This is a genomic window from Deferribacter autotrophicus (genome assembly GCF_008362905.1).
In the GTDB taxonomy this organism is placed as follows: domain Bacteria; phylum Chrysiogenota; class Deferribacteres; order Deferribacterales; family Deferribacteraceae; genus Deferribacter; species Deferribacter autotrophicus.
Genome location: NZ_VFJB01000010.1, coordinates 75,482 through 95,332 on the forward strand (window position 1 = coordinate 75,482; position 19,851 = coordinate 95,332).

The window sequence follows — 19,851 nt, forward strand, 5'->3', positions numbered from 1 at the left end:
TTAACTCTCCTGCAGAGTCTTTTGTTTATGATACTTTTGAAACGTCAATAAGCTTTCCACTAATTTTGAAATTTCTACAATATAAAGGCTATTTTCATAAAAAATACGAGTAACATCTGGCTCTAATGCTTCGAAACGTGGTTCTGAAGGCAAATAGAAAACACTATCGAATAAATTTGAAAAATCAGACTGGGTCATTGTTTCAAATCGAGTCAATTGTTTTTCATTATTATTTTTTACTTTATTAATAATCAAATGAACGTAGGGAATGCCAATTTGTCTAGCTAATTCAGCTGAATGTTTGGCTACAGATAGGGCATTAAAAGTACTGTCAGAGATTACTAGACATTGCGAAAAGCCTTTTGACAAAGCACGTCCGAAGTGTTCAACTCCAGCTTGAGTATCAAGTATAATTACCTCATTATCGCGTAGCGCCAAATGTTTAATTACCGAATCCAGCAATACATTTTCAGCGCACAAACAGCCAGCAGCAGCCTGAACAACCGTTCCCATAACTAATAAATTTAAATTATCATCAACTTTTATCCCAAATCGTTGAACCACGTCTTCTACTCTTGGGTTAAGTCGAAATAAAGAGCCCCAGGATTTACCAGGACGAACACCTGTTTTTTCTTCAATATAATCAAGATTTTTATTTAACGGTACAATTTTGGAAGCTTCTTCAATTGGCAAGCCTAATGCATATGGAAGATTCATTTGTGGATCCTCATCCACGGCAAGAACATTCATACCTCGCATTGCTAATAATTTAGCAATACATGAGGTTAGTGTTGTTTTACCAACCCCACCTTTCCCTGTTATAACAATTTTAAAGTCTTTATTATCATACATGACTTTCCCCAACCTAAATTCCTAATGCTGTACGTTTTTCTAAAATGATTTCTTCCATACGTTTTGCTGTAGCTTCTGGTCCTTCTTCAATAAAGAAATAACCGCCGAGCAATTCTTTTGCACCTTCTGTAAGAATTTTTGTTACCTCTGGACCACCAAGTATAGGAGGAGCTGGCCAAAGGTGAACTGGAACTCCTGAACCAACAAAATAGGTACCTATTGCTACAGCTTTTTCAGTCATCCATTCTGGAGCAGAACCAACTAATGGTAAATCTGAAATGTCCACATCAAGATGTTCTGCTAATGCACCGGCCAACACCAACATTCTTGAACAATCAACACAAGACCCCATATGCAATACAGGTGGAATGTCAAGTGCTTTACAGACTGCCTTTAATCCTTCCCCAGCAAGTCCTTGAGCACTAATATCCATTAAACCTGCCTTAGCTGCTCCAATCGCCCAACAACCTGTACCAATAACAAGGATATCACGTTTAATTAATTCCTTAGTTAATTCTTGGTGATATAAATCCTGTTTCACTTTAACATTATTACATCCAACTATACCTGCCACTCCTTTTATAGAGCCTTTTGCAATAGCATCTACCAACGGTGCAACTGAACCACCAAGAATTTTAAGAATTTCTTCAACACTAAATCCTACAATTGCATTTGAAATATTAGACGGAATATAAACTTTACTTTTATCTCTATTTGGGAATGCATCGATACCTGCTTGCACAATCTTACGAGCGATATCATTTGCTTTTTCTTCATCAAATTGAATATGAATGGCACCTGGTATTGCTGCTTGTTCATTTGTAGTAATAAATTGAGTGTGGAAACAATTTGATAACTTAGCAAGTGACGGATAAATACACTGAACATCAACAACCATTGCTTCAACAGCACCAGTCATTATAGCTAATTCACTATGTAATTCATTACCTGCAATACCAACGCCTTGACGCATTAATAATTCATTACCAGTACAACACAATCCTGCCACATTTACTCCTTTTGCTCCAACTTTGCGAGCAGCTTCTTGCATTTCTTCGGAAAGAGCTATCTCAACCACTTTTTCTGAAAGTATTGGTTCATGACCGTGAATAATAATGTTCACATACTCAGCATCTAATACACCGAGATTAGCTTTTACGGTTTTTATAGTTGGAGTTCCAAACAAAATATCTTGTATTTCAGTAGCTATCAAAGAACCTGCCCAACCATCGGAAAGAGCACAGCGAACAGTTTGCATCATAAGTGAGAGTGGATCAGCATCACAACCGAAGTGGGTACGGTGTAATATATCCACAGCTTCACGATCAATACCACGAGGTAGCAGGCCCATTTTTTTCCCAGTTTTTTCAAATAACATTGTTTCTATTTCCTTTAACCGCTCAATTCGTTTTTTAGGCATATACTTTTGTAAGAAAATAATGGGCTCCTCATCTTGTTTTCCAAAACAGTTGATTGCTACATCAGCTACATCACTGGCAATTTCAAGATATGAGCGACCTGCAGTATTAATACCAAGACGAGTTGCAACTGCTTTCAATTTCTCAACATCAGTAATTCGATAATCTTTATTCTTACCTATCGCAACTTCTTTTAGTAAGAGTGCGGCTCCTCGACCATGGTCAGAATGTGAAGATGAACCAACAGCAGCCATACGAGCTAAATTGCGAGCTACGATTGTATCTGCAGTAGCTCCACAAACACCATGGGTTGGTTCCTCACCAAAAGGATTGATACGACATGGGCCCATTGTACATAAACGACAACAAGTTCCCAATTGTCCATAACCACATTGTGGTTGCTGTTTTTCTAATCTATCCCAAATTGTTTCATATTGCTTTCTCTCGGCTAAATTCAACATTTCTATAGCAGCAGGGTCTGCACTTCTCTTGCGTGATAATTCGCTCATGATAAACCTCCCTATAATATTTGATCATAGTTTTATATATTTTTATTTGAACATAACAACGTTATAATAGTGAATTGCATAATAAATTGGTTAATGGTATTAAAATGGAAGTGAAAGAAATAGGACAGATTATTTTAAACCTATTTTTTTTGAAAAATCGGCTACTTTGCTTCGGCTAATTGGCAATGAAACATCACAACCCTGAAGTTGCAATAAATATGATTGACCATCTTTTATTACCTTTTCAATTTTAGTAAGATTAATTATATAGCTACGGTGAATCCTATAAAAATATTCAGTTGGTAATCGTTCTTCAAGAAATAATAGTGAAAAATCACAAAGATACTCCCCATCGATGGTATAAATTTTAGAATAAACATTTTCTGCTTTTATGTATAATATTTCAACAGGATCTATTAAATATATTTCCTTGCCTAAAGTTACAGGTATTTTGATGAAAGTTTGCTCCTGATTAGTGATATATGGAGTAATATCATAAACAAGCATACAATTTAAGTTTTCATCGTTATTATTACTCAATAAAGGAATTAATTTAATGAACAAATAATGATCTTTATTGTGAGCACTAATTCTTTTAAATGAAAAAGGAACAGGTCTACTGGAATCCTTCATTAGCCGCAACATAGCTTTTATTTTATTTTGCGCTTTAACATCATGTAGCCCCATGATATCACTCGTAAACAGTTCTTCTTTACTAAATTCCGAAAATGTTAATAGTATAACTCTATTTATGTATTTGACGGATAAATTGTCATCAAATAAGATAATACCTGGATCTAATTTTTCGAGTATCTTTAGTAGCCTTCTACCTTCCATATTATATCACATTATAAAAGTTCAAACTTATTATAGCCTTTATCATTAAAGAATTTCCACTTAATTCTGAAACCAAGTTTTAATCTAATTTATATTAAAAGCACTCCCTTTTATGGGATTACAAACCACCTTAACTTGTTGTTACAAAATAATAACATATTACACTAATAAGGTGGCTTGCAATAAATAGATTATCTTTAAAAACTGAGGAATGCAACGAAAAAATTATTGTAGATTTTCATAACTTATTCTTAGACTATTCTTTATTTAGGAAGACAAAAAAGAAAAGCGGGCGACGGGGCTCGAACCCGCTACCTCAAGCTTGGGAAGCTTGCGCTCTACCAGGTGAGCTACGCCCGCATCAGAATTAATTATTTATAAAATTATTAGTGCGTTGTCAATATAATTCATCCACAATAGCAGCAAAATCTTTATCACCCTTACCATTTATACTAAGTTCTCTATACAACTCCTTAACCATTGATGACAAAACTGAAGGGAAACCTACATCCCTTGCAAGGTCATAATAACACTCAAGATCTTTTATTAATGTATTCACATCGAAATGGGGATCATAATTTTTCTCAAGGATCTTTAATTTTTTACCTCTTAAAACAAGGCTATCACCTGCCCCATTCTCTAATAATTCAATAGCAAGTTTCCTATCCATACCTATAAGCTCACATACACGTACAGCCTCTTTCAACACTGCCATAAAATTCCCAAGCACCATATTATTTACAAGCTTAAATCTTGTAGCCACGCCAATTTTTTCAAAATGAAATACCTTGTTTCCAAAAAGGGACAAAATATGCTCCACTTTATCAAAAATCACTTTTTTACATCCAGCCAGAACTGTAAGCGAACCACTCTTTGCTGGAACAACACTACCAATAACAGGAGCCTCCACATAAAAATTTTTATTAGATTCTACTTTCTCAGCAATCTCTTCCACATCCTTAAAATGATTAGTAGTTGTGTCAATCACAATTTTACCTTCAACATTTTTAGAAAAAAGTCCCGTATCACCAAACAATACCTCTTTCACACTTTGACTATCGTAAAGGTTTAAGATGACTATATCTATTCCCTCATCCCATATCTGATAAGGCATATCCTTTTTTATAATATCATATTTTTCCATTTTCTCTTTTGTTCTGTTCCACCCCACTATTTCCACTTTGTGGTTTAACAGATTTTCCACCATTGCAGAACCAAGCTTACCAAACCCAATAAAACCAACCTTTATCATCCCCTAATCTCCTTTACACACACAGCCTCTATTTCAACATTCACATCTTTAGGTAATCTTGAAACCTCAACTACCGCTCTTGCAGGTCTGTGATTATCAAAAACTTTTGCATAAACCTCATTTATCTTAGCAAAATTGTCCATATCCTTGAGATAAATCGTTACTTTTGCTATGTCATACAAGGAAAAACCTGCATCCTCCACAATTTTCAAAAGATTGTTCAATACTAAACTCACTTCAGATTCAATATCTGATTTTAAAATTTCGTTGGTTGAAGGATCTATTGGTATCTGTCCTGAAATAAAAAGCATATTGCCAACTTTAACTGCCTGAGAATAAGGGCCAATTGCTTTTGGTGCTCTTGGAGTATTAATATATTCCATCACAACCTCCAACACTAAATTTTCATACCGGTAATTACTTTCCAGACAAAATAAAATTCTGTATCAATCCTATCAAGAAGCTTGAAAAATTTTGTAAATTCGTTATCGCTTTTAAATAAAAAAGGTTTAAAATTTTTTAGTGCAAAAAACTTTTTAAGCTCATCCATGCTGATATCCTGAATAAGCTCGTCTTCCTTCAAATTTATAAAAATATTGTTTAAACCATTCTTTAAAGAAGAATACCATCTCTTTAGTTTTTCATAAACAGGTATTTCACTACCAGCACTTAAAATTTCAAGAGCATTCTTACCATTTTTCCCATACACCTGAGGATATACTACAAAAAGGAATTTACCACCTACATTCATGCTCAAATTAATAGCATAAATAACATCGTATAAAGGCTGAAAATTGAATGTACCGCATAAAGACATAAGATAATCCACTCTCACTTTTGAAAGTGTATAGGCAAGGTTTACTTCATATCTCACAGGGATAGTGTTTTTATAATTTTGCATCTTATCCTTACTGACCACATAAATCCTTTTAAAGCTTTTTTTATCAGCAAGATGTTTTGCCGTAATATAATCATTAAACGATATATCACACGCTGTTAAACCATATCCTGCTTCTATATCAAGTCCATCAAAAAGCTTTAAAAAAGTAAGATAATCCTCTTCTATTTGTGTAAAATTCATCACAGTCACCTTTTTAGATTATTAACAGTTAAATTTTAATTTACTGTTACGCATTTTTAAGATATATAATTTGAACAAACATTTCAATAAGATAATCTTACTCGTTTTTACGAGTAACTAAAAGTTTATAAAGAGGGTTGAAATGACATTAAATGAAGTTATGGAACTTGTTAAAGATGACGTAAAAAAAGTAGAAGAAGAATTACTTAAAAACCTAGATTCAGAAGTTCAAATGGTAAACGAAGTTGCATCCTACGTTTTTAAAAGTGGAGGGAAAAGACTTCGTCCAATTTTTTTAATCCTCTCTTCCAAAATAGCAGGGTATGAAGGTGAACGTGCTATCGTCTTAAGCGGAGTTGTTGAGTATATTCATACTGCTACTTTACTTCATGATGACGTTATTGATGGCGCAAAATATAGAAGAGGTAGAAAATCAGCTAATAACGTATTTGGAAACGATATAACAGTATTATGTGGAGATTTCCTCTACTCAAGAGCTTTCGTCAATCTTGTTAAAGATGGCGACAGTGATGTACAGATGATTCTTGCCAATGCCGCCAAAACCATGAGCGAAGGTGAAGTATTTCAATTAGTAAAAACGGCAAATTTCGATTTAACCATGGAAGATTATTTAAAAATCATATACTGCAAAACAGCTGTTCTTTTCTCAAGCTGTTGTGAAATAGGAGCAGTACTTGCTAAAGCATCTTTAGAAGAAAGGGAAAACTTAAAAGAATTTGGCAGGCTTGTAGGGATTGCCTTCCAGATGAGTGATGATATACTGGATTATCTTGGCGATGAAAAAAAGACTGGGAAAAAGCCTGGCACCGATTTAAAAGAAGGTAAAATGACCCTTCCACTTCTGCTTTTAAGAGACATTGCCACAAAAGAGGAGAAAAAGAGACTTCATGAAATTATTCTTGATGAAAATCATAATGATGAAAATCTAAACTACATAATAGATCTTTTACATAAATATGATATTAAGCAAAAAGCAGAAGATTTTGTGGACAATTTCATCAATGATGCTAAAATTAAATTAGATATATTTCCTGATTCTAAATATAAAGAGGCACTCCTATTTTTGAGTGAATACGTAATTAAGAGAGATCGATGAACGTAGAAGCAAAATATTATGACAAACTATCCGATGATAAAGTACAATGTAAACTTTGCCCCCATAACTGCGTAATCAAAGATGGTAAAACTGGACTTTGTTTAATAAGAAAAAACGAAAACGGTACACTTTATCAAACTTCATACAATGAAGTTAGCTCCCTAGCACTTGATCCCATTGAAAAAAAACCCCTATACCATTTTTACCCTTCATCAAACATTTTATCAATAGGTACAAACGGGTGTAATCTTAAATGTCCATTCTGCCAAAATTGGCAAATAGTCACAACAATAACACATAGAGAAAAAATAAATCCTGATATCTTGAAGGAAATCGCTACCATGAACCACTCAATAGGTATTGCCTATACTTACAACGAACCGTTTATCTGGTACGAATTTATACTTGATTGTGCAAAAGTTTTTAAAAATGCAGGACTTAAAAATGTTTTTGTTACAAACGGACAGATAAATCGTGAACCTTTGATGGAATTAGCTCCATATATTGATGCAGCTAATATTGACCTCAAAGGGTTTACAAATGATTTTTACAAATGGATTAACGGCGATTTAACCACTACTCTCAATACTATTGAATACCTGTTTAAAAATGGTAGCCATATAGAATTAACAAATCTTGTAGTGACAAATAAAAATGATAATTCAGACACTTTTGATGATATGTGCAGGTGGATTGCAAGCATAAGTAGTGACATACCGTTACATATTTCAAGATATTTCCCAAATTACAAGCTCAATGAACCGCCCACACCACTAGAAACATTGAAAAACTTTTATGAAATTGCCAAAAAATATTTAAAATATGTCTATATAGGTAATGTACAAATAGAAGATGCAACAGATACCCTTTGCCCAAAGTGCAATCATCTTTTAGTGAAGCGTGATTTTTATTTAACAAAATGTCACATAAAAGAACCTGTATGTCCAGAGTGCTCAGAAAAGCTTTATTTTGTTTTATAATTTTTACACTTATCTCTTGCTCAAGCCAAAATAGTTATGAAACCAATAGCTACTATGCACTTGGAACAATTTTAAATATTACACTACCTAAGTCAAAAAGCGAATTTTTCGAAAAAACATATAAACTTATAAAAAAAAAAGAAGATAAGATAAAAAGTTTCTATGATAATTTTAATTCATCCCCTACCCACTCTAAAATTGTAATTGATGATGAAATTTACAAACTTTTTAAAAAGGCTCAATTTTTTTACAATCTTTCAGAACATAAGTTTGATATTACCATTTACACTCTTACTTCTCTGTACGGTTTTCCCGAAGGACCTTTCAAAGTACCTACAAATAAAGAATTAAACACTGCCAAGAAAAAACTTGGTTTCAAGAATATACAATTTGATAAAAATTATGTAATCAAACAAACAGACCTCAAAATCGATATGGGAGCCTATGCAAAAGGGTATATCGTAGATAAAGCAATCGAGTTATTGAAAAAAAACGGTACTGAAAGTGCCATTGTGGACGCCGGAGGAGATCTTTTTGCACTCGGCTTAAAAAATGGAAAAAAGTGGCGTATAGCTATAAAACATCCTGATATTGAAAACAGATTTTTGAGTATTGTAAACGTTTCGAATAAAGCTGTGGTTACCAGTGGAAATTACGAACGTTTTTTCATCACTAAAAACGGGGAAAAAATCATTCATATATTTGACGCCACAACAGGTAAAACCGCTAATAATTACAAAAGCATATCCGTCATAGCAGATACTACTGAAATGGCCGATGGCCTCAGTACTCTCTTTTTTTTACTATCTCTAGAAAAAATAGAAGATTTATGTAAAAAATATAACGCCCCTACCCTTGTATACACTATTGATAACAAACTTATCAAATTATGCTCCTGGGAATCTTATGAAAATTAAACCTCTTGATATTATCATGGTTACTTTGCTTGTTATTATATCTATCTACCCACTTTTTCAAAAAAATAGCGGGAAAAAACATCTTTATCTCCTTGTGGACGATAAAAAAATAGAACTCTCATTTAAAAAGAAAATCATCGATTTAAAAGCCAGCTTTAATAAAAACATAATAATTGAAATTGATGAAAAAAAAGCCCGTATTTTAAAATCTAATTGCCCCCTACAAATTTGTGTCAAAACAGGCTGGATATCTAATTGTAACGATGCTACTGTTTGTATTCCAAACAGAGTGGCATTGATAATAGAATGCGAAGAAAGTGAGTACGATGCTATCTCAAAATAAAAAGTTAGCTCTTTTATCCATTTTCTCAGCCATAACAGTAATTCTTGGCTACCTTGAAAACTTTATACCATTGCCTTTACCGGGAGTAAAACTTGGCTTGAGTAATATCGGAGTAATGCTATCCATTTATACACTCGGTTTCAGTTATTCCCTTGCCATTGTCACATTAAAGTCATTAATTGTCCCCATCTTCACAGGAAACTTTATAGTTAAAATTGCGCTTGGTTTACCAGCCTCTTTAATCTCATTTTTAATCATGTATGTTTACTTTTTTTTAACAAAAAATTATTCAACACCTTTATCTACAGGAGCTTTAGGGGCTTATTTTCATATACTAATACAATTTTTTGTAGCTAAACAGCTTTTTATAAAAAATCTTGCAATTTTTAAAATTTTCCCTTATTTCTCTTTGTTATCCGTGCTAACAGGTATATTAACAGGAATAATAACATATAAGATTTTAAAGATTTTAAATAATTATTGAGGCATAAAATGTATCAAAAGATTATATTAGCAAGTGGTTCACCTAGACGTAGAGCTTTGCTTTCAAGGCTTGGAATAAATTTTCAGTATGTTACTTCCACCATAGAAGAAAAACTTAACCCAGATAAAGATATTGTGGATGAAGTAATAAGACTTGCCACAATGAAGGCTTACGATGTTGCAAGAATTTATGATGAAGCTTTTATAATTGGAGCAGATACTGTTGTAGTATGTGAAGGTAAAGTGCTTGGTAAACCTCTTACAAAAGAAAATGCTGTGAAAATGTTAAAATTCTTAAGTGGAAAAAAACATCAGGTCATTACTGGTGTAGCTGTAATCAATAAAAACGCTAAGTTTATAAAGCAGTTTCATGACATCACTGATGTTTATTTTAAAAATTTAAATGATGATTTGATAGAATGGTATATAGAAAATGATGAACCTTTTGACAAAGCAGGAGCCTACGGAATTCAGGGTATGGGATGCTTACTCGTAGAAAAGATTGAAGGTAGCTACGAAAATGTGGTAGGTTTGCCTGTTTCAAAACTTTTTGATGTTTTTAAAGAAATAGGAATAAGTCCATATAGGGGGTTATAGTGGAATTTAAAAATCTTGCTGATATGCTAACAAAAAATGCTAAAAGGTATAAAAACAAAAAATACATCTTTTTTGAAGATCAAAAATACACATTTAACCAAGTAAATAAAATAACAAATAAACTTGCCAATGCTTTACTTCGTCTTGGTCTGAAAAAAGGTGACAGAGTAGCTATCCTCCTTGATAATTCTCCAGAGTTCATATTTTCATTTTTTGGAATTACAAAATGTGGTGCTGTGGCTGTACCTATAAATAATTTTTTGAAAGAAGAAGAAATTACATATATTCTGAATGATTGTGAAGTAAAATTTTTAATTTCATCAGAGAATTATAAAGACTTTTTCCCGTACTTAAAAAGTAACACAAATTCTTTAGAGGAAATTTTGACCTACGATTTTTCCTCTTCTTACTCAGTAAATTTAAATGAATTAATGGCAAATGAATCAGACGAGAATTTGCCATGCGATTATGACATGGAAGAGTTAGCTGTTCTCATATATACATCGGGAACAACCGGTAATCCAAAAGGCGCAATGTTAACCCATAAAAACCTTCTTTCAAATTGCCATAGTACAACTCAAGCTTTTAAAGTCAAAAAAAGAGACAGATTTTTACTGTTCCTTCCTATGTTCCATTCCTACGCATTCACCACCTGTGTGCTACTTCCTACTTTTTTAGGTTGCTCAATCATTATTTTGCGCTCAGTATTGGAATTAAGAAGTAAAAAATTTAAAAATATACTCTTATTTAAAAGACCTACCTTTTTCTTAGGTGTTCCTCAGGTTTATTCAGCCCTTGCAAAAGCAAAATTACCAAATTGGTTTATTAAGTTTCTTTATCCTGTAAGAATACATGCAAGTGGCGGTGCACCTTTACCTGAAGAGATTTTAAATGTTTTTAAAGAGAGATTTAAAAAACCTATTATTGAAGGATATGGACTTTCTGAAGCGTCCCCCGTTGTTTCTGTTAATAGATTAGAATGGCAAAAGCCTTATTCTGTGGGACTCCCTCTGCCAGGTGTTGAAGTGAAGGTGGTCAATGACGATGAAGAAGAGCTACCTGTTGGTGAGATAGGTGAGTTGATAGTAAAAGGCCCAAATATTATGAAAGGCTATTGGAATTTACCAGAAGCCACTACACAAGCAATCAGAAACGGATGGTTATTTACCGGAGATATGGCAAGATTGGATGAAGATGGTTTTATTTATATCGTTGATAGAAAAAAAGACTTGATAATTGTAAAAGGGATAAATGTATACCCAAGGGAAATAGAAGAGCTCCTTTATCAGTACCCAGGGGTTGAAGCAGCTGCAGTAATAGGAATACCAGATGAAGCAAGCGGAGAAGTTCCTGTTGCATATGTAATGCCAGCTGATGGTGCAGAACTAAAAGAAAAGGATATAAAAAACTATCTTAAAGAACACCTTGCAAATTATAAATTACCAAGGAAAATAATTTTCACTAAAGAATTACCTATGACAGCTACTGGAAAAGTGTTAAAGAGAAAACTAAAAGAACTAGTTTTAAAAGACTATCAAAATAAAAAAAGTTGAAAAATTCAGAATACCAAAGGAAATAAGTGCAAGTAGCTGTTGTTGCAAATTTAACAGACGATAAATTTAAATTCAATAAAAAAATGGGGGAGCGAAATGCTCCCCCATTTTTTTAATTAGAAGATTTTACTTTAATTTACTAGGTTTAACCCCATTCTTACCAAGGTATTCAATTATCTGATTCATCATCTCAAGATGCTGTTTTACATCCAATTGGCCATCTGTACTAACTTTCTTCCAGAGCTGCTCTTTACTCATGTTCTGATGGCAACCCATACATGTACCTGTTTTTAGTATAGTATCAATTTCTTTTTTATTAAAAGGTCTACTGAGTGGCCAGTGTGTACCTACAGTGGCAAGCTGTTTTCCATCTCTGGTTACAATCTGTGACCAGTCAAACTTAAGTTGTGGAATACCAGGTATTTGAACTTGGTATTTCTTTGGTATAGGCTTAAATGTTTTTGCATCAATTAAATCTTCCACTATATCCTCATCATATTTACCAAATAGACCACCACCTATACCTAAACCAACAGTTTTTGGATTTGTATGACAGCTCTCACAAGTTCTTGCTTTTCTTTGGGCTGTATGAGGTTGAACAGGTGCCATATCAATCGCTAACGGTGGCTCTTTCTGCCCTCGTTCTTTAGCTTCATCATAGCTGTATTCAATTCGATTATTTATTAACACCTTACCATCAGGTCCAATAACAGTATAAGTTACCTGACATCCTGGCATAAGTGGAGTTACACGATTCTCACCATTATAACCAAGTACAGGATCTTCCCATCTCAAATATGATCTTGATTCCATAGCTTTACCTGGTGATTTGATTCCCGGTTTTCCTAATGGAGCATCCGCAGTTAAACCATTTTTATATCTTTCTGGTACATTACCGGATGCAACCCAGTCTATATTTGTTTTACCATTAGATAAATCCACCTTCACGTGGCAGCCATAACATTGAGGTACCCATGAAGAATGACATGCATAACATTCCATCTTATCCATGTGTTTTTGAACAGATTTCATTGCCACTTTACCTTCATAGTTACCATAAGGTTCCTTATGGTAACTATCTTCAAAAATATTTTTAAACTTGGTGTAAAATTTACACAATTGTGTAAATTTTACACAGCTTCCAAGTAACGCTATTCTAGCTATTCCCTTAAATATCAATCAGTTATCAACTTTTGGCATTCTGGCATCCTTTATGCTCTAAATATAAATGTAAACGTTGAAAAAAACATTAGGAGGTGCAGTTATGAAAAAACTGTTAATTTTAGCAACAATAGTAGTTTTTGGAGCAACTTTAGCTTTTGCTCAAGGACCAGGATTCGGTAGAGGTTTTGGTTATGGATACGGAATGGGACCTGGAATGATGGGTCGTGGTATGATGGGACCAGGTTACAATCAAGGTTATGCCCCAGGTGCTGGCTATGGTCCAGGCTATTGCATGGGCTACGGTTACGGCGCAGGTTTTCAAGGCCCTGTAAAACAGATCACAGAAGAAGATGCAAAAAAAGCAGTGGAAAAAGTTTTGAAAGAAAATTTTAAAGGCTACACAATAAAAGAAGTTGAGAAATTCAGAGTGCCAATGGGAACAATGTATGAAGTTGATGTTGTAGATTCTGCAGGTAACAAATTTGAATTTCATGTAAACCCTTGGGGTTTTGTCAGAGGGCCTTTTCCTGACTACAATAATTAAAAGAGGGGCAACCTCCCCTCTTTTTTTAACAAGGAGGTAAGCAATGATTCACGGATTTGGTGGTGGATACGGATTTGGTTTTATGGGCATATTTAATATGATTATCTGGCTTGTTATATTAATTGCTATCATTTATGCATTAATTTATCTGATAAAAGGTTTTACATCACACTCAAATATCAAAGAGTCGAGCTCACATGAGGCTTTAAAAATATTAAATCAACGCTATGCAAAGGGTGAAATAACAAAAGAAGAATATATCGATATGAAAAGAGACATAGAAGATTAAAAATTATTTTATTGATTACAGTTTAACCATAGAAAATGGCCTTAAAAGTTTTATTAATCTAACTTTTTTATTGACATATAACATTATTGCTTATATATAACCTCAAAATTCATAGGAGGTTGGTATGATAAGTTTTGTTATAACTTTTAGGGAAACTTTAGAAGCAGCGCTTATTGTTGGTATAATCTGTGCTTATCTAACAAAAACAAAAAATCAGCATTACAAAAAACATGTAAATATTGGAATAATATCTGGAATTTTTCTGAGCATTATTGGAGCTATAATTTTCAATGCAATAGCTGGTGGATTTGAAGGTAAAGCTGAAGAAATTTTTGAAGGCATAACAATGATTATTGGGGCACTTTTAATTGCTACAGTAATTTCATGGATGTCCACAAAGAAAAACATTACGCAGGAAATAACCAATAAAGTAGATCATGCATTAAAAACAGGTACTGCCTTGGGAATACTATTTCTTGTAACCATATCAATACTTAGAGAAGGGATTGAAACTGTTATATTTTTAAACGCAGCAATGACAAATTTAGATTTCAATCAAATAATCTTTGCTCTTTTAGGAATTATAATTGGGGCTTTTACTGGGTTTGTGGTATATAAAGGATTGTACAAAGTTAATCTGAAAACACTTTTTAATATTTCCTCTGTTCTGTTAATTTTATTTTCTGCAGGACTTTTTGCTCATGGTATACATGAGCTTCAAGAAGCTGGAGTTATCCCTGTTATTATAGAACATGTATGGGATATAAATCCAGCAGACAAAACACATCCATTTCACGAAAACGGCTTAATTGGCAGTTTTCTAAAAACTCTTTTTGGATACAACGGTAACCCATCTTTGTTGGAAGTGCTTAGTTATATTTTTATGCTTCTTTCCACTATTTTTATATGGAAAAGAAAAAATCTCAGAAGTTGAACTCTTATAAAATAACTGAACTTTTAAAAATAATTCATATCAAACCAATATGATATAAAAGGAGGATAAAAATGCTAAAAATTAGAAATCTTGTTTTAAGCCTTTTAGTACTGTTTATATTAATTTCATGTGGTGGCGGTAAATACAAAAATGTCACCGCTGAAAATGGTATTGTAAAAATCCCTGTTAATGAAGTTAATGATGGGAAAATTCATTATTATGTTTACAAAACGCCTAATAAAGAAATAAAATTTTTTATTCTTGCAGACAACCATGGTACAATCAGGGCAGCTTTTGACGCATGCGATGTTTGTTATCCAGAAAAAAAAGGATACCGTCAGGAAGGTGATTTTGTAATATGTAATAATTGTGGTCAACGATTTCATGAATCTAAAATAAATGAAGTGAAAGGCGGTTGCAATCCAGCTCCATTAAAAAGAAACTATGACAAAAATTTTATTTACATAAAAGTTAACGACATCTTGCAAGGTTCATTTTATTTTTAATCAATTTTGATTTAAAGCTAAGAGTTTGAACAATGAATTTGTTAACAATACCATTACGCAATCTGAAAAGAAAATTATTAAGAACGATATTATTAATTACCGTATTTACTTTTGGAATAACATCAATTGTTACATTAAACAATATTTCAAAAGTAGTAGGAAAAAGTTTAGAAAAAAAATTAAATGAGTTTGGTGCAAATATTATTATTTATCCCAAAACAGAAAAATTAAAAATTTCTTATGGAGGATTTGATCTGGGAAACCTTTCTTACACTGTAAAATATTTACCAGTGAAAGAAAGTGTTGAAAAAATTAAAAATATCGAATTGAACCGAAACATTAGCTCTATTGCACCAAAACTTATTACCCTTTATAAAATAAATGATAAACATGTAGGAGTAATAGGTATAAAATGGTCTGAAGAAAAAAAAATTAAAAGTTACTGGAGTATTAATGGAAAATTTCCTGAAAACAAAAATGAAATTCTTATAGGCAAAAACGTCGCAAAAACCTTAAATTTAACGCTTGGCAGCATAGTCGAATTAAAAAATACCAAATACAAAATATCGGGTATCCTGAATAATACTGGGACAGATGATGATAATGTTATTTTTATGGATATCGATGAACTTCAGAAAATCTCTGGATTAGAAAATTTAGCAAACTTTATTGAAGTCTCAGCTCTTTGCTCAGGTTGTCCCATTGATGATATAGTAAAACAAATATCTGAAAAACTTCCTAATACTGATATTAAAGCACTTCAAAGCATAGTAAAACAACGTATGTCAGCGATCAAATTTGTAGAAAAATTAGCATATTCTGTCAGCGTAGTGATTTTGGTTATTGCTTGTTTTATGATTGCAATGTTTATGTTTGCATCTGTAAATGAAAGAAAAAAAGAAGTTGGATTATTAAGATCACTAGGTTATTCGAAATTTAATATTTTCAACATTTTTAGCTTTGAAGCGATGCTGATGGGATCAATTTCAGGTATTTGCGGATATATATTAGGCTATTTATTCACCTTTTATGGATTATCTATACTAAAAATTAACAACGTTGCTCCTGAAAAATTCAATTTTGTCGAATTTCTATTAGTAGTAATTGGTGTTATTATCATTTCTACGGTATCTGCTTCTTTTCCAGCACTTAAAGCCTCTAAAATTGAACCATCAGAAGCTCTGATACAATTATAAAGTAGGAGTAGTAAAATGTTAGTTGCAAAAAATATATATAAATCATACAGTTCTAACGGTATTAAAAATTTAGTTTTAAAAAACATATCCATAGAAATAAATAGCAGTGATTTTGTATGTATTGTTGGTAGATCTGGATCAGGTAAAAGTACTTTGATTAACGTTTTATCAACTCTTCTAAAACCAGACGAGGGTACTATTTTATACAACAACATTGATATCACTTCACTTTCAGAAAAAGAGTTAAACAATCTAAGACTTAAAGATTTTTCAATAGTATTCCAATTCCATCATTTAATGCCTTATCTCACTGCCATCGAGAATGTGTTGTTACCTTTTATGAGCAATTTTAAACCTGTCACTAAAAAACAATATGAAAAAGCAAAAGAAGCACTTGCTAAAGTAGGCTTAGCGGGAAAAGAAAACAGATTACCTGGGCAACTCTCTGGAGGTGAGCAACAAAGAGTTGCAATTGCAAGAGCTATTGTAAAATCACCTAAAGTTCTGTTTGCTGATGAACCTACTGGAAGTCTCGATAAAGCCAATGGTGATGAAGTCATAAAAATTTTACATAACTTAAATGATGAAGGAATCGCTGTAGTTATGGTAACCCATGAAATTAATTACGCAAAAAACTGTTCAAAAGTAATCGAAATGGAAGATGGGATTATCAAATCTATAAATTAGTTAAACTTTACTTAAATAACCTGGACTAGATGTCCAGGTTATTTTTCAAACAATTATCCTTTTAAGTGCAAACAAATCAAGTGCTATAAATCTAGCTTACCCCTATTTCATTAATATTTTCAAAGACCATTACATCGTAATTGATGCTAACTTTTTGATATTACAAAAAAACTCAGTTCTTGTTATTATGACATTCTGAACTCATTTCAGAATCTACTTATTTAACAGACAGTTAGATCCTAAAAACTAGTTCAGGTTAATTTGCCATACTGAAATTTTTCAAAAAAATAAAAAAATTCTGAAAAGATAATAAAAATATGTTATAATTTTTTATCAAGGCAATCTTAATAAAGGAATAATCATACAATCTTTAAGGTATAATTATTCCGTTAGCTAAAAATAATGTAAGATATCATTAAAAGGAGAACAATATGAAAAAAATATTTATATTTGTTACTTTGCTTATCATACTAAGTTACAATGTTTATCCATTAGACGAAATGGCAGCTGCATCTGCTGATCAATTAAAAGTTATAGACAATATTATAAATGCTTTGGAGGTCACACCAAAATACAAATCTAAAGCAAAAGAAAATATAATATAACTAAAACCTCTTTCACAAATGATTGGTTTGCTAAGTGGATTACAAACAAAACTCCTGCTAAAAGTAAATTTGCCAATGATGAAACAAGGATTATAAATTTAATTATTGTAAATAACAAAAGAACCGTTAATTATCATCTTATTTACTTTAAAAAAGCAGAACAAATCTTTTTATTTATGAGCGATATTATAGAAGGTTCATCTTCAGAAATCATCAATATTTACAAAAAAAGAAAAGAAAATAATAAATATGAAATACTTTCAGAAGGTAACAATTATGCCTTCATAGGAGAAAAAGGCTTTATGTCATACCAAATTATCCATATAACTCCTCCAGTTGGATTGATCGATTATATAGATGCTATGGTGTTAGATCTAAAATAAAAAATAACTTTTTATCAGCTCTATAACTTGTTTAAACATACAGCAAATTTAACTACTTACTAAAAGAGATTTGCATCAAGTTGTCCCTACAAATAAAATTCTAGATAATTTCTGATGAATTATAAATAAGATATAGATGCTTTTTGGTGGAGGCGGCGGGATTCGAACCCGCGTCCGAGGAAACTTCAGCTTAAGGCACTACATGCTTAGCCTGTGTTTTGAAGTCCTGCTGATGTGCCCACAGGCAGGCCCAATCAGCAGCAAGCCTCTAAATTCTCGTCCAAAGCTTAGAGGCGTCACTTTGGACCAGCCTGCTAAGTTGGCGCCCATCACAGAGCCGCAGGCAAACCCTGTGTGGACGTCGCTGCATTAATTAAGCAGCGAGTGCAAGTTCGTCGTTTGCAACTATTTTTGTCTGGCTGTTTTACGAGGTGCCAGACCTCGGCATGCGCCTTAAACCTACATTTTCCCCGTCGAAACCTTACGCCCCCTCGACATATTAAAATTTATACCAAATTTACTACTTTTCAAGTTATTTTATTTTATTTTGTATTTATTTTTCAAAGTGCGTGAAATTTCTCTTTCTAAATCTTTTTTCTTGATTGTTTCACGCTTATCATACAACTTTTTACCTTTAGCAAGTGCTATTTCTATTTTCACTAAGTTATTTTTCAAATACACTTTAAGGGGAACAAGTGTTAATCCCTTTTCCTGCACTTTACCAGCTAAACGCTCAATTTCTCTTTTATGTAAAAGCAGTTTCCTTGTTCTTGTAGGGTCATGATTCATAATATTCCCTTGCTCATACGGGGATATATGACAATTCAATAAAAAAGCTTCACCATCCTTTATCCTGATAAATGAATCACGTAAATTAATTCGCCCATTCTTAGCAGACTTTACTTCTGTCCCCTTTAAAACTATCCCTGCTTCATATTTTTCAATAATTTCATAATCATGAAATGCTTTTTTATTTGTAGCCAAAACTTTCATAAAACCAATATACCTCTAGGAACAAGTTTTGTAAATAAAAAAAGCCATCTCGTTTTTACCGAGATGGCTTTCCCAACGGGGACGACGAGACTCGAACTCGCGACCTCCGGCTCGACAGGCCGGCGTTCTAACCAAACTGAACTACGCCCCCATAAAAAATGGGCGGTGCAGGGATTGAACCTACGACCCCCGGCTTGTAAGGCCGGTGCTCTCCCAGCTGAGCTAACCGCCCATGATTTACGTCCCCAGGGGGATTTGAACCCCCGTTACCGGCTCGAAAGGCCGGTGTCCTAGGCCAGGCTAGACGATGGGGACTTAATGGTGAGCCGTGCAGGCTTCGAACCTGCGACCCACTGCTTAAAAGGCAGTTGCTCTACCTACTGAGCTAACGGCTCACTCTCTTTTTTCCGTCTGGCCTCATCGCCCGACGGGATTGAACATATAACAAAACAAATGAATAAAGTCAACTAGTTTTTTCAAAATTTTTAATTTTTTTTACATATTTTTTTTCTTTTGATTACAAACCCTTTAAAATCAACATCCAACAACATTTTTTTCATAGGGAGAACTCACAAAAAGCATTGCCCAACCTGGTAGCAGCTATCCAAATT

23 protein-coding genes, 5 tRNA genes and 1 other RNA gene are annotated in these 19,851 nt (G+C 33.1%); 15 read left to right on the forward strand and 14 right to left on the reverse strand.

All coding sequences use genetic code 11. The features are described from left to right. From FHQ18_RS12175 to FHQ18_RS12205, 7 genes are all read right to left on the reverse strand, one after another. On the reverse strand, positions 1-852 hold the full coding sequence (locus FHQ18_RS12175) for an ATP-binding protein (protein WP_149267450.1): 852 nt from the start codon (positions 850-852) through the stop codon (positions 1-3). 13 nt (positions 853-865) lie between these two features. After that, entirely contained in the window at positions 866-2,779 is a 1,914-nt protein-coding gene (gene cooS / locus FHQ18_RS12180) for an anaerobic carbon-monoxide dehydrogenase catalytic subunit (protein WP_149267451.1), read from the reverse strand. Between the two features lie 129 nt (positions 2,780-2,908). Beyond that, a complete protein-coding gene (locus FHQ18_RS12185) occupies positions 2,909-3,616 on the reverse strand; it encodes a LytR/AlgR family response regulator transcription factor (RefSeq protein ID WP_149267452.1) in 708 nt (235 codons plus the stop codon). Between the two features lie 287 nt (positions 3,617-3,903). Then, positions 3,904-3,976: transfer RNA gene (locus tag FHQ18_RS12190), tRNA-Gly, on the reverse strand. Between the two features lie 37 nt (positions 3,977-4,013). Continuing rightward, positions 4,014-4,868 carry an NAD(P)-dependent oxidoreductase gene (locus tag FHQ18_RS12195; protein ID WP_149267453.1) on the reverse strand — a complete coding sequence of 285 codons (855 nt, stop codon included), beginning with the start codon at positions 4,866-4,868 and terminating at the stop codon, positions 4,014-4,016. Continuing rightward, complete coding sequence (locus FHQ18_RS12200) at positions 4,865-5,251, reverse strand: RidA family protein (RefSeq protein ID WP_149267454.1); 387 nt, start codon at positions 5,249-5,251, stop codon at positions 4,865-4,867. The genes FHQ18_RS12195 and FHQ18_RS12200 overlap by 4 nt, the downstream gene beginning before the upstream one ends. Positions 5,252-5,265: 14 nt before the next feature. Beyond that, positions 5,266-5,949 (reverse strand): hypothetical protein, encoded by a 684-nt coding sequence (locus FHQ18_RS12205; protein ID WP_149267455.1) that lies wholly within the window; start codon positions 5,947-5,949, stop codon positions 5,266-5,268. A gap of 142 nt (positions 5,950-6,091) precedes the next feature. Here FHQ18_RS12205 and FHQ18_RS12210 point away from each other — a divergent pair, with 142 nt between their 5' ends. From FHQ18_RS12210 to FHQ18_RS12240, 7 genes are read left to right on the forward strand one after another with little or no spacing between them, the layout of a single operon-like run. Beyond that, positions 6,092-7,066 carry a polyprenyl synthetase family protein gene (locus tag FHQ18_RS12210; protein WP_149267456.1) on the forward strand — a complete coding sequence of 325 codons (975 nt, stop codon included), beginning with the start codon at positions 6,092-6,094 and terminating at the stop codon, positions 7,064-7,066. Beyond that, entirely contained in the window at positions 7,063-8,046 is a 984-nt protein-coding gene (gene amrS / locus FHQ18_RS12215) for an AmmeMemoRadiSam system radical SAM enzyme (RefSeq protein WP_149267457.1), read from the forward strand. The genes FHQ18_RS12210 and amrS overlap by 4 nt, the downstream gene beginning before the upstream one ends. Beyond that, positions 8,007-8,963: an FAD:protein FMN transferase gene (locus tag FHQ18_RS12220; protein WP_149267458.1), complete on the forward strand. Its 957-nt coding sequence runs from the start codon at positions 8,007-8,009 to the stop codon at positions 8,961-8,963. The genes amrS and FHQ18_RS12220 overlap by 40 nt, the downstream gene beginning before the upstream one ends. Next, complete coding sequence (locus tag FHQ18_RS12225) at positions 8,953-9,306, forward strand: NusG domain II-containing protein (protein WP_149267459.1); 354 nt, start codon at positions 8,953-8,955, stop codon at positions 9,304-9,306. The genes FHQ18_RS12220 and FHQ18_RS12225 overlap by 11 nt, the downstream gene beginning before the upstream one ends. Then, positions 9,290-9,790 carry a Gx transporter family protein gene (locus FHQ18_RS12230; RefSeq protein WP_149267517.1) on the forward strand — a complete coding sequence of 167 codons (501 nt, stop codon included), beginning with the start codon at positions 9,290-9,292 and terminating at the stop codon, positions 9,788-9,790. Before FHQ18_RS12225 ends, FHQ18_RS12230 begins: the two co-directional genes overlap by 17 nt. Before the next feature lie 8 nt (positions 9,791-9,798). Continuing rightward, positions 9,799-10,386 carry a Maf family protein gene (locus FHQ18_RS12235; RefSeq protein WP_149267460.1) on the forward strand — a complete coding sequence of 196 codons (588 nt, stop codon included), beginning with the start codon at positions 9,799-9,801 and terminating at the stop codon, positions 10,384-10,386. Next, positions 10,386-11,939 (forward strand): fatty acid--CoA ligase, encoded by a 1,554-nt coding sequence (locus tag FHQ18_RS12240; RefSeq protein WP_149267461.1) that lies wholly within the window; start codon positions 10,386-10,388, stop codon positions 11,937-11,939. Before FHQ18_RS12235 ends, FHQ18_RS12240 begins: the two co-directional genes overlap by 1 nt. A gap of 126 nt (positions 11,940-12,065) precedes the next feature. On the opposite strand, the gene FHQ18_RS12245 is transcribed toward FHQ18_RS12240, so the two are convergent. After that, positions 12,066-13,118, reverse strand: coding sequence for a hypothetical protein (locus FHQ18_RS12245; protein WP_149267462.1), 1,053 nt, complete (start codon positions 13,116-13,118; stop codon positions 12,066-12,068). An 85-nt stretch (positions 13,119-13,203) separates the two neighbouring features. Here FHQ18_RS12245 and FHQ18_RS12250 point away from each other — a divergent pair, with 85 nt between their 5' ends. The 8 genes from FHQ18_RS12250 (at position 13,204) to FHQ18_RS12280 (ending at position 18,247) form a co-directional block, all read left to right on the forward strand. After that, a complete protein-coding gene (locus FHQ18_RS12250; protein WP_149267463.1) occupies positions 13,204-13,647 on the forward strand; it encodes a PepSY domain-containing protein in 444 nt (147 codons plus the stop codon). Positions 13,648-13,690: 43 nt separating this feature from the next. After that, complete coding sequence (locus FHQ18_RS12255) at positions 13,691-13,936, forward strand: SHOCT domain-containing protein (RefSeq protein ID WP_149267464.1); 246 nt, start codon at positions 13,691-13,693, stop codon at positions 13,934-13,936. Positions 13,937-14,060: 124 nt separating this feature from the next. Next, on the forward strand, positions 14,061-14,870 hold the full coding sequence (locus FHQ18_RS12260; protein ID WP_149267465.1) for an FTR1 family iron permease: 810 nt from the start codon (positions 14,061-14,063) through the stop codon (positions 14,868-14,870). 71 nt (positions 14,871-14,941) lie between these two features. After that, entirely contained in the window at positions 14,942-15,376 is a 435-nt protein-coding gene (locus FHQ18_RS12265) for a DUF2318 domain-containing protein (protein ID WP_149267466.1), read from the forward strand. 32 nt (positions 15,377-15,408) lie between these two features. Continuing rightward, positions 15,409-16,572 carry an ABC transporter permease gene (locus tag FHQ18_RS12270; RefSeq protein WP_149267467.1) on the forward strand — a complete coding sequence of 388 codons (1,164 nt, stop codon included), beginning with the start codon at positions 15,409-15,411 and terminating at the stop codon, positions 16,570-16,572. A 15-nt stretch (positions 16,573-16,587) separates the two neighbouring features. Continuing rightward, positions 16,588-17,259 (forward strand): ABC transporter ATP-binding protein, encoded by a 672-nt coding sequence (locus tag FHQ18_RS12275; RefSeq protein WP_149267468.1) that lies wholly within the window; start codon positions 16,588-16,590, stop codon positions 17,257-17,259. A 431-nt stretch (positions 17,260-17,690) separates the two neighbouring features. After that, the gene (locus tag FHQ18_RS12685; RefSeq protein WP_188020420.1) at positions 17,691-17,864 is read left to right on the forward strand and encodes a hypothetical protein; all 174 of its coding nucleotides are present in this window, start codon (positions 17,691-17,693) and stop codon (positions 17,862-17,864) included. Positions 17,865-18,040: 176 nt separating this feature from the next. After that, entirely contained in the window at positions 18,041-18,247 is a 207-nt protein-coding gene (locus FHQ18_RS12280; protein WP_149267469.1) for a hypothetical protein, read from the forward strand. A gap of 144 nt (positions 18,248-18,391) precedes the next feature. Here FHQ18_RS12280 and ssrA read toward each other — a convergent pair. The 6 genes from ssrA to FHQ18_RS12310 form a co-directional block, all read right to left on the reverse strand. Further along, positions 18,392-18,738, reverse strand: a transfer-messenger RNA (tmRNA) gene (gene ssrA, locus FHQ18_RS12285). Positions 18,739-18,784: 46 nt separating this feature from the next. Continuing rightward, positions 18,785-19,240, reverse strand: a complete 456-nt coding sequence (smpB, locus tag FHQ18_RS12290; protein WP_149267470.1) for an SsrA-binding protein SmpB — start codon at positions 19,238-19,240, stop codon at positions 18,785-18,787. A gap of 76 nt (positions 19,241-19,316) precedes the next feature. Beyond that, positions 19,317-19,391: transfer RNA gene (locus FHQ18_RS12295), tRNA-Asp, on the reverse strand. A gap of 8 nt (positions 19,392-19,399) precedes the next feature. Then, positions 19,400-19,472, reverse strand: a tRNA-Val gene (locus FHQ18_RS12300). A gap of 8 nt (positions 19,473-19,480) precedes the next feature. Continuing rightward, a tRNA-Glu gene (locus FHQ18_RS12305) sits at positions 19,481-19,555 on the reverse strand. Positions 19,556-19,559: 4 nt separating this feature from the next. After that, positions 19,560-19,635 (reverse strand) — tRNA-Lys (locus FHQ18_RS12310). Positions 19,636-19,851: the final 216 nt, after the last annotated feature.

Coding starts and splice junctions, on each gene's coding strand:
- FHQ18_RS12175 (WP_149267450.1), bottom strand. CDS start 852: ATGTATGATAATAAAGACTTTAAAATTGTTATAACAGGGAAAGGTGGG.
- cooS (WP_149267451.1), bottom strand. CDS start 2,779: ATGAGCGAATTATCACGCAAGAGAAGTGCAGACCCTGCTGCTATAGAA.
- FHQ18_RS12185 (WP_149267452.1), bottom strand. CDS start 3,616: ATGGAAGGTAGAAGGCTACTAAAGATACTCGAAAAATTAGATCCAGGT.
- FHQ18_RS12195 (WP_149267453.1), bottom strand. CDS start 4,868: ATGATAAAGGTTGGTTTTATTGGGTTTGGTAAGCTTGGTTCTGCAATG.
- FHQ18_RS12200 (WP_149267454.1), bottom strand. CDS start 5,251: ATGGAATATATTAATACTCCAAGAGCACCAAAAGCAATTGGCCCTTAT.
- FHQ18_RS12205 (WP_149267455.1), bottom strand. CDS start 5,949: ATGAATTTTACACAAATAGAAGAGGATTATCTTACTTTTTTAAAGCTT.
- FHQ18_RS12210 (WP_149267456.1), top strand. CDS start 6,092: ATGACATTAAATGAAGTTATGGAACTTGTTAAAGATGACGTAAAAAAA.
- amrS (WP_149267457.1), top strand. CDS start 7,063: ATGAACGTAGAAGCAAAATATTATGACAAACTATCCGATGATAAAGTA.
- FHQ18_RS12220 (WP_149267458.1), top strand. CDS start 8,007: ATGTCCAGAGTGCTCAGAAAAGCTTTATTTTGTTTTATAATTTTTACA.
- FHQ18_RS12225 (WP_149267459.1), top strand. CDS start 8,953: ATGAAAATTAAACCTCTTGATATTATCATGGTTACTTTGCTTGTTATT.
- FHQ18_RS12230 (WP_149267517.1), top strand. CDS start 9,290: ATGCTATCTCAAAATAAAAAGTTAGCTCTTTTATCCATTTTCTCAGCC.
- FHQ18_RS12235 (WP_149267460.1), top strand. CDS start 9,799: ATGTATCAAAAGATTATATTAGCAAGTGGTTCACCTAGACGTAGAGCT.
- FHQ18_RS12250 (WP_149267463.1), top strand. CDS start 13,204: ATGAAAAAACTGTTAATTTTAGCAACAATAGTAGTTTTTGGAGCAACT.
- FHQ18_RS12255 (WP_149267464.1), top strand. CDS start 13,691: ATGATTCACGGATTTGGTGGTGGATACGGATTTGGTTTTATGGGCATA.
- FHQ18_RS12260 (WP_149267465.1), top strand. CDS start 14,061: ATGATAAGTTTTGTTATAACTTTTAGGGAAACTTTAGAAGCAGCGCTT.
- FHQ18_RS12265 (WP_149267466.1), top strand. CDS start 14,942: ATGCTAAAAATTAGAAATCTTGTTTTAAGCCTTTTAGTACTGTTTATA.
- FHQ18_RS12270 (WP_149267467.1), top strand. CDS start 15,409: ATGAATTTGTTAACAATACCATTACGCAATCTGAAAAGAAAATTATTA.
- FHQ18_RS12275 (WP_149267468.1), top strand. CDS start 16,588: ATGTTAGTTGCAAAAAATATATATAAATCATACAGTTCTAACGGTATT.
- FHQ18_RS12685 (WP_188020420.1), top strand. CDS start 17,691: ATGAAAAAAATATTTATATTTGTTACTTTGCTTATCATACTAAGTTAC.
- FHQ18_RS12280 (WP_149267469.1), top strand. CDS start 18,041: ATGAGCGATATTATAGAAGGTTCATCTTCAGAAATCATCAATATTTAC.
- smpB (WP_149267470.1), bottom strand. CDS start 19,240: ATGAAAGTTTTGGCTACAAATAAAAAAGCATTTCATGATTATGAAATT.